The organism is Streptomyces sp. NPDC059582, from assembly GCF_042735715.1.
In the GTDB taxonomy this organism is placed as follows: Bacteria; Actinomycetota; Actinomycetes; order Streptomycetales; family Streptomycetaceae; genus Streptomyces.
The window spans coordinates 101,432-118,571 of record NZ_JBHWCC010000029.1 but is presented as its reverse complement, the minus strand read 5'-3'; the positions used below and the strand labels follow the sequence as shown (position 1 = coordinate 118,571).

At 72.1% G+C, this 17,140-nt stretch carries 15 protein-coding genes; 13 read left to right on the top strand and 2 right to left on the bottom strand.

The features are described from left to right. Positions 1–60 precede the first annotated feature (60 nt). Positions 61–870, bottom strand: coding sequence for an NAD-dependent epimerase/dehydratase family protein (locus tag ACFV0T_RS24335; RefSeq protein WP_385782806.1), 810 nt, complete (start codon positions 868–870; stop codon positions 61–63). A 277-nt stretch (positions 871–1,147) separates the two neighbouring features. Here ACFV0T_RS24335 and ACFV0T_RS24330 point away from each other — a divergent pair, with 277 nt between their 5' ends. Together ACFV0T_RS24330 and ACFV0T_RS24325 are read left to right on the top strand one after the other, a co-directional pair. Beyond that, positions 1,148–2,089 carry a 5-dehydro-4-deoxyglucarate dehydratase gene (locus tag ACFV0T_RS24330; RefSeq protein ID WP_385782803.1) on the top strand — a complete coding sequence of 314 codons (942 nt, stop codon included), beginning with the start codon at positions 1,148–1,150 and terminating at the stop codon, positions 2,087–2,089. Beyond that, complete coding sequence (locus ACFV0T_RS24325) at positions 2,086–3,252, top strand: hypothetical protein (RefSeq protein ID WP_385782801.1); 1,167 nt, start codon at positions 2,086–2,088, stop codon at positions 3,250–3,252. Before ACFV0T_RS24330 ends, ACFV0T_RS24325 begins: the two co-directional genes overlap by 4 nt. On the opposite strand, the gene ACFV0T_RS24320 is transcribed toward ACFV0T_RS24325, so the two are convergent. After that, the gene (locus tag ACFV0T_RS24320; protein ID WP_385782798.1) at positions 3,189–4,421 is read right to left on the bottom strand and encodes an MFS transporter; all 1,233 of its coding nucleotides are present in this window, start codon (positions 4,419–4,421) and stop codon (positions 3,189–3,191) included. The genes ACFV0T_RS24325 and ACFV0T_RS24320 overlap by 64 nt on opposite strands. 284 nt (positions 4,422–4,705) lie before the next feature. Between ACFV0T_RS24320 and ACFV0T_RS24315 the strand changes: the two genes are divergently transcribed. The 11 genes from ACFV0T_RS24315 to ACFV0T_RS24265 all read left to right on the top strand — a co-directional run bounded on the left by ACFV0T_RS24315 (position 4,706) and on the right by ACFV0T_RS24265 (position 17,105). Continuing rightward, the gene (locus ACFV0T_RS24315; protein ID WP_385782796.1) at positions 4,706–5,356 is read left to right on the top strand and encodes a TIGR03086 family metal-binding protein; all 651 of its coding nucleotides are present in this window, start codon (positions 4,706–4,708) and stop codon (positions 5,354–5,356) included. Beyond that, positions 5,347–6,096, top strand: coding sequence for an MBL fold metallo-hydrolase (locus ACFV0T_RS24310; protein WP_385782793.1), 750 nt, complete (start codon positions 5,347–5,349; stop codon positions 6,094–6,096). Before ACFV0T_RS24315 ends, ACFV0T_RS24310 begins: the two co-directional genes overlap by 10 nt. Positions 6,097–6,306: 210 nt before the next feature. Further along, positions 6,307–7,008 carry a GntR family transcriptional regulator gene (locus ACFV0T_RS24305; RefSeq protein WP_385782790.1) on the top strand — a complete coding sequence of 234 codons (702 nt, stop codon included), beginning with the start codon at positions 6,307–6,309 and terminating at the stop codon, positions 7,006–7,008. Then, a complete protein-coding gene (locus ACFV0T_RS24300; protein ID WP_385782787.1) occupies positions 7,005–7,916 on the top strand; it encodes a dihydrodipicolinate synthase family protein in 912 nt (303 codons plus the stop codon). The genes ACFV0T_RS24305 and ACFV0T_RS24300 overlap by 4 nt, the downstream gene beginning before the upstream one ends. A gap of 20 nt (positions 7,917–7,936) precedes the next feature. Then, a complete protein-coding gene (gene araD, locus ACFV0T_RS24295; protein ID WP_385782785.1) occupies positions 7,937–9,664 on the top strand; it encodes an L-arabinonate dehydratase in 1,728 nt (575 codons plus the stop codon). A 311-nt stretch (positions 9,665–9,975) separates the two neighbouring features. After that, a complete protein-coding gene (locus tag ACFV0T_RS24290) occupies positions 9,976–10,911 on the top strand; it encodes a carbohydrate ABC transporter permease (RefSeq protein ID WP_385782782.1) in 936 nt (311 codons plus the stop codon). Then, complete coding sequence (locus ACFV0T_RS24285; RefSeq protein ID WP_385782779.1) at positions 10,908–11,807, top strand: carbohydrate ABC transporter permease; 900 nt, start codon at positions 10,908–10,910, stop codon at positions 11,805–11,807. The genes ACFV0T_RS24290 and ACFV0T_RS24285 overlap by 4 nt, the downstream gene beginning before the upstream one ends. A gap of 41 nt (positions 11,808–11,848) precedes the next feature. Beyond that, positions 11,849–13,216 (top strand): Gfo/Idh/MocA family protein, encoded by a 1,368-nt coding sequence (locus ACFV0T_RS24280; RefSeq protein ID WP_385782776.1) that lies wholly within the window; start codon positions 11,849–11,851, stop codon positions 13,214–13,216. Beyond that, positions 13,213–14,058, top strand: a complete 846-nt coding sequence (locus ACFV0T_RS24275; RefSeq protein ID WP_385782773.1) for a PmoA family protein — start codon at positions 13,213–13,215, stop codon at positions 14,056–14,058. The genes ACFV0T_RS24280 and ACFV0T_RS24275 overlap by 4 nt, the downstream gene beginning before the upstream one ends. Beyond that, on the top strand, positions 14,055–15,617 hold the full coding sequence (locus ACFV0T_RS24270; protein ID WP_385782771.1) for a family 43 glycosylhydrolase: 1,563 nt from the start codon (positions 14,055–14,057) through the stop codon (positions 15,615–15,617). Before ACFV0T_RS24275 ends, ACFV0T_RS24270 begins: the two co-directional genes overlap by 4 nt. A 150-nt stretch (positions 15,618–15,767) precedes the next feature. Then, on the top strand, positions 15,768–17,105 hold the full coding sequence (locus tag ACFV0T_RS24265) for an ABC transporter substrate-binding protein (RefSeq protein ID WP_385782768.1): 1,338 nt from the start codon (positions 15,768–15,770) through the stop codon (positions 17,103–17,105). The last annotated feature ends 35 nt before the right edge of the window (positions 17,106–17,140 follow it).

The window sequence follows — 17,140 nt, the reverse complement described above, 5'->3', positions numbered from 1 at the left end:
GGGCGGGCCCGTTCGGTGCCCGCCCGCTCCCCTGCGCCGACTCGTTCCGGCCGCCACGGCTCAGTACGGCCAGATCGGCGGGTCGTTCACGAAGTGGCCGCCCAGGTGGGACTGGGCGGGGTTCGCCGGGTCCAGCTCGCCGTGTTCGGCGATCAGCTTCTCGGCGTACGGCTCGGAGTCGTCCCGCGGCTCGTAGCCCAGCGCCCGCGCGCTCGACAGGTCCCACCACAGGCGGGTGTTGGCGGAGGAGCCGTAGACCACGGTGTGGCCGACGCGCTCGGCGGTCAGAGCCGCGTGGAAGAGGCGGGCGCCGTCGGCGGGGCTCATCCAGACCGACAGCATGCGCACGCTGGTGGGCCGCGGGAAGCAGGAGCCGATACGCACCGAGACGGTCTCCAGGCCGTGCTTGTCCCAGTAGAACTGGGCGAGGTCCTCGCCGAAGGACTTGGACAGGCCGTAGAAGGTGTCCGGGCGGCGCGGGGTGTCGACCGGGATCAGCGGATCGTCCCCGCGGGGCGCGGGGGTGAAGCCCACCGCGTGGTTGGAGGAGGCGAAGACGACGCGTCCGACGCCCTCCGCGCGGGCGGCCTCGTACAGGTTGTAGGTCCCCTCGATGTTCGCCCGGAGGATGTCCTCGAAGGGGGCTTCCAGGGAGATGCCCGCAAGGTGGATGATCGCGTCGACACCCCGGACGGCCTCCCGCAGGGTCTCCCGGTCGGCCAGGTCGGCCGTGATCGCGTCCGGCTCGCCCTCGATCGGACGCATGTCGAGCAGCCGCAGCCGGTAGCCGTGGTCCGGGAGCAGGCCCCGCATCAGGGTGCCGAGCCCGCCGGCGGCGCCGGTGAGCAGAACGGTGCGGGGAGCGGGCATCCTCGGGTCTCCTTGGGTCCGCCGCCTGAGACAGGTGGCCGCAACTGAGGGCAATGCGTATTCATGGACGGCATTCACATGCGTGGACACGCTAAGGATCGTCGGCGCGTCCCGTCAAGTGTGGCGCGGACCTGGTGAATCCGCTTCCGTATTGCGGAGGTGCGCGCTTGACCGGCCCCGAGGGGGCTCCTTAGGCTAGGCGTGTTCAGAAATGTAGACGCCGATCAGAAGCGTGAGCGCGGATCGGAAACGTGCGCGCCTGTCCTAGGGAGAGCCCGTGACGCCAGCCCCCCTCGCCGCTCGACTCGGCATCCCCAGCGGGCCGTTGTTCTTCCCCGTCACCCCGTTCGGTCCCGACGGCTCCGTCGACCTCGACGTCTACCGCGCGCATGTCCGCCGGGGGGTCGAGGCTGGTGCCGCCGCCGTCTTCGCCTGCTGCGGCACCGGCGAGTTCCACGCGCTGACACCCGAGGAGTTCGAGGACTGCGTACGGGCGGCCGTGGAGGCGGCCGACGGTCGCGTGCCGGTGATCGCCGGCGCCGGATACGGCACCGCGCTCGCCGTGCGCTACGCCCGGCTCGCGCGGACGGCCGGCGCCGACGGACTCCTCGCCATGCCGCCGTACCTCGTGGTCGCCGGCCAGGAGGGGCTGTTGCGGCACTACCGTGAGGTGGCCGCGGCGACGGACCTGCCCGTCATCGTCTACCAGCGCGACAACGCCGTGTTCACCCCCGAGACCGTGGTCGGGCTGGCCCGCACCGACGGGATCATCGGCCTCAAGGACGGCCTCGGCGACCTGGACCTGATGCAGCGCATCGTGAGCGCCGTACGCACCGAGGCGCCTGGCGACTTCCTGTACTTCAACGGGCTGCCCACCGCCGAGCAGACCCAGCTCGCCTACCGCGCCCTCGGCATCACCCTCTACTCCTCCGCCGTGTTCTGCTTCGTCCCGGAACTCGCCCTCGCCTTCCACCAGGCGCTGGGGTCGGGCGACGACGCCACCGCGCACCGGCTCCTGGACGGCTTCTACCGCCCCTTCGTCGAACTGCGCGCCCAGGGCCGCGGCTACGCCGTCTCCCTGGTCAAGGCCGGAGTACGGCTGCGCGGGCTGGACGTGGGTGAGGTGCGGCCGCCGCTGCACGAGCCGACCGAGGACCATGTGAAGCAGCTCGCCCAGCTGATCGAACGCGGATACGCACTGCTGGAGGCAGGCGAGTGAAGGCGTCGGCGTTCGTCTACCCCTGGGACGTCAACGGCGATCCGCGGGCGGCCGCCCGCATCGCCGCGCTCGGCGTACGGCAGGTCACCCTCGCCGCCGCCTACCACTCCACCCGCGCCCTGACCCCACGCCACCCGCGCCACCGCATCGTCACCGCCGAGCACGCCGCCGCGCTGTACCCCCTCGGCGACCGCTGGACGGGCCGCGCCCTGCGGCCGCGTCCGGCCGGGGACTGGGCCCCCGGGGACGCCTACGGCGAGGCGTCCGCCGCGCTCGCGGACGCCGGTCTCGAGGTGCACACCTGGGTGGTCCTCGCGCACAACTCCCGCCTGGGCGCGGAACACCCGGACACCTCGGTCGTCAACGCCTACGGCGACCGCTACCCGTGGGCGCCGTGCATCGCGCAGCCCGCCACGCGCGCGTACCTCGTAGACCTGGCCGCCGAGGCCGCCGTACGGCCCGGGGCGCTCGGCACCGAGCTGGAGTCCCTCGGCTGGTACGGCCTGCCCCACCTGCACGCCCACGACAAGACCGGCGGGGTCGGCCTGGGGGACGCCGGACAGTACCTGATGGCGCTCTGCTTCTGCCCGGACTGCCGGGCGGGGTACGGGACACAGGGCCTGGACGCCGACGAGCTGGCGAGCGCCGTACGCGACGCGCTGGAGCCGCTGTGGCGGGGCGCGGCCGACGGCGACGGCGGCTGGGCGGGCGTCGAGAAGCTGCTCGGCGAGGCGCGCGCGACGGCCACCCGCGCGTGGCGCGAGACGACGGCCCGCACCCTCCAGGAGGAGGCGGTCGCCGCCGTCCGCGCCGCCGCACCCGACGGCTTCCAGGTCCTGCTGCACGCGGATCCGGTGTGGTACCACTGCGGCGCGAACGTGGGCGTGGACCCCGCGCACATCCTGTCCGTCGCGGACGGCGTGGTCGTGCCCTGCGCGGGTGGCCCCGGCCCGCTGACGCCCTTCGCCGAGCGGGGACGCGAGGGCGCGGTCCTGGCCGCCAACCTCACCGTGGTCTCCGGGATGGGCGGCAGCCCGGCGACCCTGGCGGCGGACGCGGCACGCGCCCGCGACTTCGGGGCGACGGAACTGCGGCTCTATCACGCGGGGTTGGCGTCGGACGATGACCTGGCGGCGGTACGGGAGGCGCTCGCCGCCCGCTGACGCAGCGGCACCAGGGCCACCGGCAGGGCCAGCCCGGCCAGCACCAGCAGCGTCCGGTGGGGGACCAGTTCGACCAGACCCGCGCCCATGGCCAGCCCGAACGCGTTCGGGGCGAACACCAGCGTCCCGGCCGTGGCGACGGCCCGGCCCAGCGACGGGCCGGGCGTCTCGCGCTGTACGGCGGTGAACGCGGCGATCAACACGCACGGCAGCCCCAGGCCGATCGCCGCGCCGCACGCCAGCGCCACCGCGTCGAGGGGAATCGCCCGCAGCCCCACCGCGACCGCGGTCAGCACGATGCCGGCCGCCGCGAACCGGCGCTCACCGAGCCGGCGCAGCGCGGGCCCGGACGCCAGCCCGACCACGACCGACCCGGCGCCCTGGACGGCGGCCAGCACACCGGCGAACGCGGGGGAGTGCCCGAGGCCGTCCACGACGGCGTAGACCAGAGCGCCGTTGAGCCCCGCGAAGAACATCGTCGTCCCGGCCGCCAGGACCAGGCCCCGTGGCCGGGGCCGCGCCCACACCTGCCGGGCGCCCTCGGCGGTCCGCTCCCGCCAGCCGGTCGTGGGCGGCTCGGGCCTGCTCTCGTGGACCCGGAGGCAGGCGTACAGCAGAGCGGCGCACCCGAAGCTCATCGCGTCCAGCAGCGCGACGCTCGGGCCGCCGTACGCCACGTAGAGGCCCGCCCCAGCCGCCGGGGCCACCAGCTTCATGCCCTCCACCGCCGCCGTCCGCAGCCCGTTGAAGTCGCCGAGCAGCGCCGGGTCCACGGCGGCGGCGACCAGCGCCGACCTGGCCGCCTCGTGGACGACGGACGCCGCGCCGTACCCGAGCAGGACCGTGAAGAGCAGCCACAGGCCGCCGGGGGAGTCGACCGTGAGCAGGGCGGGCAGCAGGGCCGCCAGGAACAGGTCGACCCCGACCAGCAGCGGTCTGCGCCGGACGCGGTCGGCCAGGGTGCCCAGCAGCGGGCCGGCCGGCGACGGCGCCCACAGCGCGAGCATGCACAGCGCCGCCAGCCCGTCCGAGCCCGTCAGGTCCTTGACCCACATGCCGGACGCCAGCCACAGCGCCGACGTGCCGAAGCCGGAGACCACGAGGGCCGCCAGATGGAGCGCCGCGTCCCGGTCGCGCAGCACGCGCACCACGGTCCAGGTTGTCGTCATGACCGGTCATCGTGGTGCTGAGGCGGGCGCGTCGGCATCGGGCAGCTGCCCTAGGACCGTGCGCCACGTCGCGCGCCGGACCGCGCCGGACTACGGCGTACTGCGCCGGGCCGTAAGGGACTTCACCGGATCGTGGCGGACTGAGCCGGACCCTGGCGGACTTCACCGGATCGTGGCGGACTTCACCGGATCGTGGCGGCCGTGGCGCAACCGTCCGGCTGATGAGTTCCGCGGGCGTCGGCGGTCCACCTCCGTAGGGACACCGCACTCCGGAGGAGCACCGCATGAACGACACCATGACCTTCGGCCTGGGACCGCAGGCCCGGATCCTGACGGACCTCGTGGCAGGCGTGCGCGACGAGCAGCGGGCGGACGCCACCCCGTGCGAGAACTGTGCCGTACGCAATCTGCTGGGCCACCTGTCCGGCCTGGTCGTCGCCTTCCGCGACGCAGGACGCAAGGACCTGGGCGTCACGACCGGCACCAGCCCGGACGCCGCCGTGCCCGACATCGGTCCCGACTGGCGCCAGCGACTGCCCGAGGCGCTCGCCGGACTCGCCGAGGCCTGGCGTGACCCCGCCGCCTGGACCGGCATGACCCGCGCGGGGGGCGTGGACCCGCCCGGCGCGGTCGCCGCGGCCGTCCTCGCCGACGAACTGGTCGTCCACGGCTGGGACCTGGCGCGGGCGACCGGCCAGGAGTACGCCCCGACCCGGCCGCGCTGGGGGCGGCGTACGGCTTCCTCCTCGACGCCGCCGAGGACCCCCACCGCCTCGACGGCATCTTCGGCCCCGTCGTCCCGGTGCCGCACGACGCCCCCCTGCTCGACCGGGCGGTGGGACCGAGCGGACGGGACCCGGGCTGGAAGCCGTAGACCACCCGGAACCGGAAGCGGGCCGGGGCCGGGAAACGTACTCTCCGGTCCATGCCCCTGAGCCTCACCGTCCTCGGCACCGCCTCCCCGCACCCGCAGCCCGGCCGCCCCTGCTCCGGCTACCTGCTGCGCGGCGGAGGCGCCGAGGTGTGGGTGGACGCCGGGCCGGGAACCTTCGCCGAGTTGCAACGGCACACCGATCCCACGCGGCTCACGGCCGTCTGGATCTCCCATCTGCACGCCGACCACAGCTCCGACCTGCTGTCGGCGGTCTACGCGTTCGCCTTCGGCGGGCTCACCCCGCCCGTACCCGTCCCGGTGTACGCCCCGAAGGACTGCGCACGGCGCCTCGCCGGGTTCTTCGGGCAGCCGGACACGCGCTTCCTGAGCGGCATCCTCGACTTCCGGCCCCTGCACGACAACCATGCCGTACGGCACTGGAACCTCCGCCTCACCACGCGCGCCGTCGCCCACGACGCCGAGGCGTACGGACTGCGCGCCGAGTGCCAGGGGAGCGTCCTCGCGTACTCCGGGGACAGCGGCCCCTGTGACGCGCTCACCGAACTCGCCTCCCGCGCGGACGTGTTCCTCTGTGAGGCCGACATCGACCGCCGTCGCGAAGGCGAACGCCGGGTGCATCTCACACCCGAGGAGGCCGGCGGGTACGCGAAGGGCGCGCGGGAGCTCCTGATCACCCATGTGGGACCCACGCTCAGCCGGGAGGCGGCCGTGGCGCGCGCCGCCACGGTGTTCGGCGGCCGGGTCTCCGCCGCGCGCGAGGGCGAGACGAAGACGTTCTGAGGGCTTCTGTCCCCTTCCCTCTGATTTCCTTGTGATTTCCTTCCGATTCTCTTCCGGTTTCCTTCCGATTCCCCTCCGGCTACGTCGACTTCCTTTGTCGGAAGCATTGACGAAACACAGGGCCGCTCCTACCTTCAACCCGTCGTACTTCGTACGTCATATATGAGACGCGATACGTGAGATCCGATACGTGAGATCCGAGAGGCGCGCATGACCTCTGTGCCCATCCCGATCCCCTCCCGCACGCAGTTCGTGCTGGAAGGGATCAAACACCGCATCCTCACCGGGCAGTTGACGCCGGGTCAGGCTCTGGTCGAGACCGAACTCGCCGCGCAGTTCGGGGTGTCCAAGACCCCGGTGCGCGAGGCGCTCAAGACCCTGGCCGGCACCGGACTCGTCGTGATGAACCAGTACAAGGGCGTCACGGTGCGCATGGTGGACGCGGACATGGCGCGCGAGATCTACGACGTCCGGCTGCTGCTGGAGCCCGAGGCGCTGAAGCGGGCCGTGCGGCGCGGCGCCTCCCTGGACGCCGCGCGCGACGCGCTGACCCGGGCCGACGAGGCCACGGACACCGCCGAACGCTCCCTGGCGAACAGGGAGTTCCATCGCGCTCTGTACCTCCCGTGCGGCAACCCGCTGCTCGGCAGGATGCTCGACGAGGTCCGCGACCAGGCCGCCCTTGTCTCCGCCGTCGCCTGGGCCGCCTCGCCCTCCTGGGAGCGGGAGGCCGGTGAACACCGGGAGATCCTGCGGCTCGCCCTCGACGGGGACGCGGACGGCGCGGCGAGCGCCCTGCACGCCCACATCGCGTCCTTCGTGCGGCGCGCGTTCCCCCCGACAGAGGCGGAGGCAGCAGCAGAGGCAGCGGTGGTGGCAGAGGTGGCGGCGGCAGAGGAAGGCCGGGAATGAGCAGCGTGGCGTTCGAGTCCCAGCGGGCGGCCCTGGCCGACGTGGTGGCGATCCCGGTGACCCCGTTCGCCGAGGACGGCTCCGTCGACCGGCGCGCCCACCGGGCCCTGCTGCGCCGGCTGCTCGACGGCGGGATCACCACGCTCACCCCGAACGGCAACACCGGCGAGTTCTACGCCCTCACCCCCGAAGAGCGTCGTCTGGTCACGGAACTGACGATCGATGAGGCGGGGGATCGTTCGACGGTCCTCGTCGGGGTCGGGCACGACGTGCCCACCGCCGTCGACTCCGCGCGGCACGCCCGTGAGCTCGGGGCCGAGATGGTCATGGTCCACCAGCCCGTCCACCCCTACGTCTCGCAGCGCGGCTGGGTCGACTACCATCGCGCCGTCGCTGCGGCGGTGCCCGAACTGGGCGTCGTCCCCTACATCCGCAACGCGCAGCTGACCGGCGCCCGCCTCGCCGAGCTCGCCGACGCCTGCCCGAACGTCATCGGCGTCAAGTACGCCGTTCCGGACGCCTCCCGCTTCGCCGCCTTCGCCCGCGACGCCGGGCTGGAACGATTCGTCTGGGTCGCCGGTCTGGCCGAGCCCTACGCCCCCTCGTACTTCTCCGCGGGCGCCACCGGCTTCACCTCCGGGCTCGTGAACGTCGCCCCGGCCGTCTCGCTGAACATGATCGAGGCGCTGCGGGCGGGCGACTACCCGGCCGCCATGAAGGTCTGGGAACAGATCCGCCGCTTCGAGGAACTGCGCGCCGCCAACGGCTCCGCCGACAATGTCACCGTCGTCAAGGAGGCCCTCGCCTCCCTCGGTCTGTGCCGCCGCGAGGTCCGCCCGCCGAGCAGGGTGCTGCCGGAGCGGGAGCGGGCCGAGGTCGCCGCCATCGCGGCCGGGTGGTCCATATGAAGCCCGGGGGAGAGTCCCCGGTGGTGCAGAAGCGCCCGGAGGAGCTCAGAAGCCACCAGTGGTACGGCACCGACGGACTGCGCTCCTTCAGCCATCGCGCCCGCACCCGCCAGCTCGGCTACCTCCCCGAGGAGCACCTGGGCAAGCCCGTCATCGCGATCCTCAACACCTGGTCCGACATCAACCCCTGCCATGTGCACCTGAGGGACCGGGCCCAGGCCGTGAAGCGGGGCGTGTGGCAGGCGGGCGGATTCCCGCTCGAGTTCCCCGTCTCCACGCTCAGCGAGACCTTCCAGAAACCGACCCCGATGCTCTACCGCAACCTGCTGGCGATGGAGACCGAGGAGCTGCTGCGGTCCTATCCGGTGGACGGCGCCGTGCTGATGGGCGGCTGCGACAAGACCACGCCCGCCCTGCTCATGGGGGCCGCCTCCGTCGACCTGCCGACCGTCTTCGTGCCCGCCGGGCCCATGCTGCCCGGACACTGGCGCAACGAGGTCCTCGGCTCCGGCACCGACATGTGGAAGTACTGGGACGACAAGCGGGCCGGCCTCATCGGTGACTGCGAGATGACCGAGCTGGAGAACGGGCTCGCGCGTTCCCCCGGGCACTGCATGACGATGGGGACGGCGTCCACGCTGACGGCCGCCGCGGAGGCGCTCGGTGTGACGGTTCCCGGAGCGTCGAGCATTCCCGCCGTGGACTCGGGACACGATCGGATGGCCGCTTCGGCCGGCATGAGGATCGTTGAACAAGTCCACAAGGGGCGGATCCTCTCCGAGATCCTCACCCGTGACGCCTTCGAGGACGCCGTCACCACCGTCCTCGGCCTCGGCGGCTCCACCAACGCCGTCATCCACCTGATCGCCATGGCGGGCCGGGCCGGGGTCACCCTCACCCTCGACGACTTCGACCGCATCGCCCGTACGGTTCCCGTCCTCGCCAACGTCCGCCCCGGCGGCCGGACGTACCTCATGGAGGACTTCCACTTCGCCGGCGGCCTCCCGGGGTTCCTCTCCCGCATCCCGGACCTGCTCCACCTCGACCGGCCGACGATCTCGTACGACACCCTGCGCGAACAGCTCGCCGGCGCCCGGGTGCACGACGACGACGTCATCCGCCCGCGGGACAACCCGGTCGCGGCCGAGGGCGGGGTCGCCGTCCTGCGCGGCAACCTCTGCCCGGACGGCGCCGTCATCAAGCACATCGCCGCCGAGCGTCACCTGCTCAAGCACACCGGGACCGCGGTCGTCTTCGACGACTACAGGACGATGCAGCGGACCATCAACGACCCGGAGCTCGGCATCACCGCGGACAGCGTGCTGGTGCTGCGCAACGCCGGGCCCAAGGGCGGTCCGGGCATGCCGGAGTACGGGATGCTGCCCATCCCCGACCACCTGCTCAAGCAGGGGGTGCGGGACATGGTGCGGATCTCCGACGCCCGGATGAGCGGGACGAGTTACGGCGCCTGTGTGCTGCACGTGGCACCGGAGTCGTACATCGGCGGGCCGCTGGCGCTGGTGCGCACCGGCGATCCGATCACCCTGGACGTCGACGCGCGCACCCTCCGTCTCGACGTCGACGACGAGGAGTTGGAGCGACGCAGGGCGCAATGGACGCCGCCGCCCGTGCGCTACGAGCGTGGCTACGGCGCGCTCTACAACGAGCAGATCACCCAGGCCGACACCGGCTGCGACTTCGAGTTCCTGGCCCGGCCGGGCCAGGTGCCGGATCCGTACGCGGGCTGACCCCCGCGGATCCGGCCTTCGGCACGGCACACCCCTGTACAGGGAGAAAGCGCTTCCCGCGTCACGCGGGCACCCGTACGCACCACTCGTGCCACGCGAGCACACGCACGACGCACGCCACGTAAGCGCCACACGCGCACGACGCACGCCACGTAAGCGCCACACGCGCACACCGCGCAAGCGCCGCTCACGCACGACGCACACCACGCAAGCGCCGCACACGCACACCGCGCAAGCGGTACCACGCGAGGACCATCCACGCGCCACGCACGCATCACGCACGCACGACGTACCGAGAACGGAGACCAGTCATGGCCCAAGCCGCAGCCGTGGCGAAACCGCCCGTGCCACCCCGGCGGCGCCGTGCCTCCACCACGCCCCGCAGGCTGCCGTACCTGCTGATCGCCCCGGCGGCCCTGCTGATGCTGGGCTTCATCGCCTACCCGGTCATCAGCGTCTTCTACTACAGCCTGCAGAACTACAACCCCACCAAGCCGTGGCGGAACGGCTACGCGGGCTTCGACAACTTCGTCCACGCCTTCGGCGACGACCCGCAGTTCTGGGACACGCTGACCTTCAGCGCCAAGTGGGTCGTCGTCGAGGTCGGTCTGCAACTGCTGTGCGGTCTCGCGCTGGCGCTGATCGTCAACCAGACCTTCGTCGGCCGGGGTCTGGGCCGTGCCCTGGTCTTCTCCCCATGGGCAGTCTCCGGTGTGCTCACCTCCGCGATCTGGGTGCTGCTCTACAACTCCCAGACGGGTATCACCCGTTACCTCGCGGACCTCGGCATCGGCGACTACGGCACCAGCTGGCTGTCGGACACCTCCACCGTCTTCCCGGCGGCGGTCGTCGCCGACCTGTGGCGCGGTGTCCCCTTCTTCGCGATCCTCATCCTCGCCGACCTCCAGTCCGTCTCCAAGGACCTGTACGAGGCCGCCGAGGTCGACGGCGCGAGCCGGCTGAAGCAGTTCTGGCACATCACGCTGCCGCATCTGAAGGACGCGATCGTCCTTTCCACGCTGCTGCGCGCGGTCTGGGAGTTCAACAACGTCGACCTGCTCTACACCCTCACCGGCGGTGGCCCGGCCGGCGAGACCACGACGCTTCCGCTCTACATCGCCAACACCAGCGTCGACGCCCACAACTTCGGCTACGCGTCCGCCCTGACGACGGTCGCGTTCGTGATCCTGCTGTTCTGCTCGGTCGTCTATCTGCGGCTGAGCAAGTTCGGAGGCGAGGACAAGTGATCACCAAGGAGGCCACCGCGGTCGCCCCCGCTCCCGAGCGGCCGGCCGCCCCCGGATCCCCCCGCCCGGCCCGGCGCCGCCGGGCCTGGGACGAGGCCCCGCGCTGGCAGATCTACCTTCCCCTGTCGGTCTACCTGCTCTTCACGCTGATCCCGTTCTACTGGATCCTGCTCTTCGCCCTGCGCCCGGCCGGCTCGACCTCGCTCGTGCCCTGGCCGATGACCTTCGACCACTTCGAGAAGGTCTGGACGGAGCGCAGCTTCGGCACCTACTTCCAGAACAGCGTGCTGGTCGGCGTGGCGACCCTGTTCCTGACCACCGTCGTCGCCCTGGCCGGCGGCTACGCGCTCGCCCGGTTCGACTTCCGGATCAAGCGCGCCTTCATGCTGGCCCTGCTGTGCTCGCAGTTCGTCCCGGGCGCGCTGCTCCTGGTGCCTCTCTTCCAGATCTTCGCCGGCCTCCAGATGATCAACTCGCTGAGCAGCGTCGTCATCGCGGAGACGGTCTTCCAGCTGCCGCTGTCGATGATCCTGATCAGCGGCTTCATCCGGAACGTGCCGTACTCCCTGGAGGAGGCCGCCTGGGTCGACGGCTGCACCCGGCTCACCGCCTTCCGCATCGTGGTATTGCCGCTGCTGCGGCCCGGGTTGATAGCCGTCGGCTCCTTCGCCTTCGTGCACGCCTGGAACCACTTCCTGTTCGCCCTGATGTTCCTCTCCGACCAGGACAAGCAGACCATCCCGGTGGGCCTCAACACCCTGATGAGCTCGGACAGCGTCGACCTGGGCGGGCTGGCCGCGGGCGGCATCATCGCGGCCCTGCCCGTGGTGATCGTGTTCGCCTTCATCCAGAAGTGGCTGATCACCGGCTTCAGCGCGGGGGCGGTGAAGGGATGAGGCCCCGAGGCGACACCGGGCCCGGGCGCCGGGAGACCCCCATGACCAGTACGTACACGGTCACGGGCACTGGCACGTACACGGGCACGGGCGTGAACGCGGGCACGTACACAAGCACGAACACCGGCACGGGCATGACGCCGGCCGCACGCACGTACTCACCCCCGGCCCCGCAGACCCAGACCCAGACCCAGACCCAGACCGAGACCCAGATCCAGACGCACACGCACACGAACACCGCCGCCCCCGCCGCGGCGCTCCCCGTCGTCCTCGCCGGTGCGCGCGGCCACGGCCGCCGGCATCTCGAGAACATCCGCCGGCTCCAGGACCGGGGAGCCGTCCGGCTGGCCGGTATCTGCGAACTGACCCCGCTGGCCCCGGACGAGATCCCCGACGGCCTCGGCACCCCCGAGCAGTCCGCCGACCTCGGCGCGCTCCTCGACTCCACCGGCGCCCGGATCGCCGTGATCTGCACGCCCATCCCCACCCACACCGACCTCGCGCTGACGGCCGCGCGACGGGGCGTGCACCTCCTCCTGGAGAAGCCGCCCGCCCCCTCCTACGCCGAGTTCCGCCGGATGGCCGACGGGGTCGCGAAGGCCGGGGTCGGCTGCCAGATCGGTTTCCAGTCGCTGGGCTCGCACGCCCTGCCCGCGATCCGCGAGCTGATCGCGCAGGGTGCGATCGGCGCGGTGGCCGGGATCGGCGGCGCCGGGGCCTGGGCGCGCGCCGAGGCCTACTACCGGCGGGCGGCCTGGGCGGGCAGGCGACGGCTGGACGCCGTCGACGTGGTCGACGGCGTCCTCACCAACCCCCTCGCGCACGCCGTGGCCACCGCCCTCGCCCTGGGCGGCTCACCCCGCGCCGAGGACGTCACCGGCATCGAGACCGAACTGCTGCGCGCCAACGACATCGAGTCCGACGACACCTCCTGCGTCCGCGTCACCACCGCTCGGGGCCGGCGGATCACCGTCGCCGCGACGCTGTGCGCCGAGCAGCCCGGCGAGCCGTACGTCGTCGTGCACGGCAGCCACGGCCGCATCACCTTCTGGTACAAGCAGGACCGCGTGCTGCTCCAGCGCGCGGACCACGGCCCGCAGGAGTACGAGTACGGCCGTACCGACCTGCTGGAGAACCTCGTCGCGCATGTCACCGACGGGAGCGCGCTGCTCGTCCCGCCGGCGGCGACCGGCGCGTTCATGAAGGTCGTCGAGGCGATCCGGCTGGCGCCCGACCCGGCCGCGCTGCCCGCCGGGGCCTGGTGTCCGGTCCCCGAGGAGGGCCGCCGGATCGTGCCCGGCGTCGAGGAACTGGTCGCGGCCGCCGCCGACACCCTCGCCCTCTACTCCGAACTGGGCGCCCCCTGGGCGCTCACCCCGGCGGACCCGGAAGAGGTGAGCACCCGATGACGGCGAACGACGCACCGGTCCTGCGTGTCGCGGGCCGCCCGGTCGCCCGCTACGTGATCAGGCCCGAACTGCCCGCCCGGCTCTCCCCGCGCCCTTATCTGCATCCCGTCACCACCCTGGCCGGCACGGCGGTCACCGAGCTCGGCCCCGCCGACCACCTCCACCACCTCGGCGTCGGTGTCGCCGTTCCCGACGTCGAGGGGCACAACTTCTGGGGCGGGCGCACCTACGTCCGCGACCGGGGCCCGACCGAGCTCGACAACCACGGCGCCCAGCGGCACACGGCGTTCCAGCTGTGCGACCCCGACGGCTTCGTGGCGCAACTGCGCTGGGTGGCCGCGGGAACCGAGCTGCTGCGTGAGTGCCGTACGGTCGCGGCCGTCGAACTCACCTCGTCCGCCTGGGCGCTGGACTTCACCTTCTCGCTGACCAACGTCACGCCGGACCCGCTGTCGATCGGCAGCCCCGCCACCAACGGGCGCCCGGGCGCGGCCTACGGCGGCTACTTCTGGCGGGCCCGCGGGGAGTCCCGGGCCCCGGACGTCTTCACCGCCGACACCGAGGGCGAGGCCGCCGCCCACGGCGCCCGCGCCGACTGGCTCGCCCTGGCCGGGGCCACCTGGACGCTGGTCTTCGCCGGGGCCACGGACACCACCCGACAGGACCCCTGGTTCGTGCGCGCCGCCGACTATCCCGGCGTCGGCTCGTCCCTGGCGGCCGAGCAGCGGCTGACGATCGAGCCCGGCGACACCGCCGTACGCCGGATCGTCACCGTCGCCGCCGACGGCCGGCTCGACCGGGACTCGGCCGCCGCGCTGGTGCGGAAGGCGGTCGGCCGGTGACGTACGAGACCTACCGCAACCCCGTGCTGAACGCCGACTGGTCCGATCCGGACGTCGTCAGGGTCGGCGAAGACTTCTACCTCACCGCCTCCAGCTTCGGCCGCGTCCCCGGCCTGCCGCTGCTGCACTCCCGCGACCTCGTGGACTGGACACTGGTCGGCCACGCCCTCGAACGCCTGGAACCAGCCTCGGAGTTCGGCTCACCGCGGCACGACGGCGGGGTCTGGGCCCCGTCGCTGCGGCACCACGACGATCGCTTCTGGATCTTCTGGGGCGACCCCGATCAGGGCATCTTCCAGATCAACGCCCCCGCGATCCGCGGCCCTTGGAGCCGCCCGCACCTGCTGAAGGAGGGCAAGGGGCTCATCGACCCCTGCCCCCTGTGGGACGACGAGACCGGTGAGGCGTATCTGGCCCATGCCTGGGCCAGGTCGCGCTCCGGCGTCAAGAACCGCCTCACCGGCCACCGGATGCACCCCGACGGAACCTCCCTGCTCGACGACGGCAAGGTGATCGTCGACGGTGACCGGATCCCCGGCTGGTTCACCCTCGAAGGCCCCAAGCTCTACCGGCACGACGGCTGGTTCTGGATCCTGGCGCCCGCCGGGGGAGTCGGCACCGGCTGGCAGGGCGCCTTCCGCGCCCGGGAGTTCTTCGGCCCGTACGAGGAGCGGATCGTCCTGGAACAGAAGGACACCGACGTCAACGGCCCGCACCAGGGCGGCTGGGTGCGCACCCCGTCCGGCGAGGACTGGTTCCTGCACTTCCAGCAGCGTGGCGCGTACGGCCGGGTCGTCCATCTCCAGCCGATGCGCTGGGGTGCCGACCACTGGCCGGTGCTCGGCGACGAGGGCGCCCCGGTCGCCGAGCACCGGCGGCCCGCCCTGCCCCCGCAGCCGGCCGCCGCGCCCGCCACCGACGACGACTTCCCGGGCGGACGGTTCGGCCGGCAGTGGTCGTGGACGGCCAACCCGCTGGACGGCTGGGCCACCCGGCACTCGGCCGACGGGCTGCGGCTGACCTGCGTACGCTCGGCCGACGCGCACGATCTGCGGAGATTGCCGAGCGTCCTCACCCAGCGGCTGCCCGGGACGCCGGTCGCCGTCGAGGTGGAGCTGAGGCTGCACAGCGAGGAGCCGGGAGCGCGGGCCGGGCTCGCGGTCCTCGGGGACGCGTACGGCTGGATCGGGCTCCAGCGAGGCGCGGACCGGGCGGTGCACCTCGTGCACCGGTTCGCCGAGTCCGTCGCCGAACGGGAGCGCGACGCCGAACTACCGCGGCTCGCGCCGGAGGGACGGGTGAGGCTGCGGATCGAGATCGGGGCCGGAGCACGCTGCCGGTTCTCCGCCGCGCCGGTGCCCGAGGGGGCACTCCCCGCGGTCCCCGCGGCGTCTCCCGAGACTCCCGCCGTCGACGGTTCCCGTCCGTCGGGTCCCGTCTTCGCCGCCGCCCCCTGGCGATGGGTCGGTGCCCAGCTCGGTCTGTTCGCGCTCGCCCCCGAGGGCCATGGGCACGCGGGCGCGGCCACGTTCACCCAGTTCCGGATCAGTCCCCTGTAACCCAGTCCACCCGCACGCCTGTTGGGAGCCGCAATGACGCACTTCCCTAGCAAGCGCTTACCCATCGGTGGCGTCGTCGGCACCGGCGACGTGACCGAGCCCGTCCATCCCCTCATGACCCCGCCGGATCCGGAAGAAGAGAGCCGATCTATGAAGAGCAGCATCCGCAGAAGCAGGCGCGCCGCCCTGGCCGTCGCCCTGGGCTCCGTGCTCGCGCTGACCGCCACCGCCTGCGGCGACGACGGCAGTGGCGCGGCGGGGGACAAGGGCGGCGAGGGTTCCGGCAAGGGTGAGATCACCTTCTGGGACAACAACGGCGGTGTCCGTACCGACATCTGGAAGCAGATCATCGCCGACTTCGAGAAGAAGTACCCGGACATCAAGGTCAATTACGTCGGGATCCCCGCCGCCGGCGCCCAGTCCAAGTACGACACCGCCATCCAGGGCGGCGGCCTGCCCGACGTCGGCGGGGTGGGCACCGCGGTGCTCGCCGAGGTCGCCGTGCAGGGAGCGCTGGAGCCGCTGGACGGCCGGCTGGAGAAGAGTCCGCTGAACGGCAAGCTGAGCCAGAACCTGCTCGACGTCAGCAAGTCGGCCGGTGGCGGAGACGCGCTGTACCAGGTGCCGACCTCCGCCAACAACGGCACGCTGTGGTACCGGACGGACCTCTTCGAGGCGGCCGGGCTCGACGCCCCGACCACGTGGTCGAAGTTCTACGCGGCGGCCGACAAGCTCACCGACAAGGGCGCGAACAAGTTCGGGTTCACCATCCGCGGCGGCGAGGGGTCCATCGCGCCGGCCCTGGACGCGGTGTACGGCCAGACCGGCATCACCTCGTTCTGGAACGGCGACAGGACCACGGTCAACGACCCGAAGAACGTGGCGGCGCTCGAGAAGTACATCGCGCTGTACAAGAAGGACACCCCGTCCGCCGACGTCAACAACGACTTCACCAAGATGGTCGCCCAGTGGGACAGCGGCACGATCGGCATGCTGAGCCACAACCTGGGCTCCTACCAGGACCATCTGAAGGCGCTGGGCGCGGACAAGTTCAAGGGTGTCCCGAACCCGACGGCGGACGACGGCACCCGGGTGCAGATCTCCAACCCGGTTGACGGGCTGAGCCTGTTCAAGTCCAGCAAGAACAAGGCGGCGGCCTGGACGTTCATCGAGTTCGCGCTCTCGGCCGCGGAGAACTCGAAGTTCAACGAGTCTGCGGGGCAGGTGCCGGCGAACACCGATGCCGCGCAGGACGCGTGGATCCAGAACGCCGAGCCGACGAAGCTGGCGGCTGAGGCGCTGAACGGGACCAGTACGAAGATCGTCCAGCTGCCGTACTACCTGCCCGACTGGAACACGATCTCCAAGGCGGACAACGAGCCGAACTTCCAGAAGGTGCTGCTCGGGAAGATGAGCGCGAAGGACTTCCTGGACACACTCGCCGACCAGCTGAACGCGGCGCAGGCCGACTGGAAGAAGAACCACTGAGCCGCTGGGGTGGTTCGGTCGCGGGGTGACCGCGG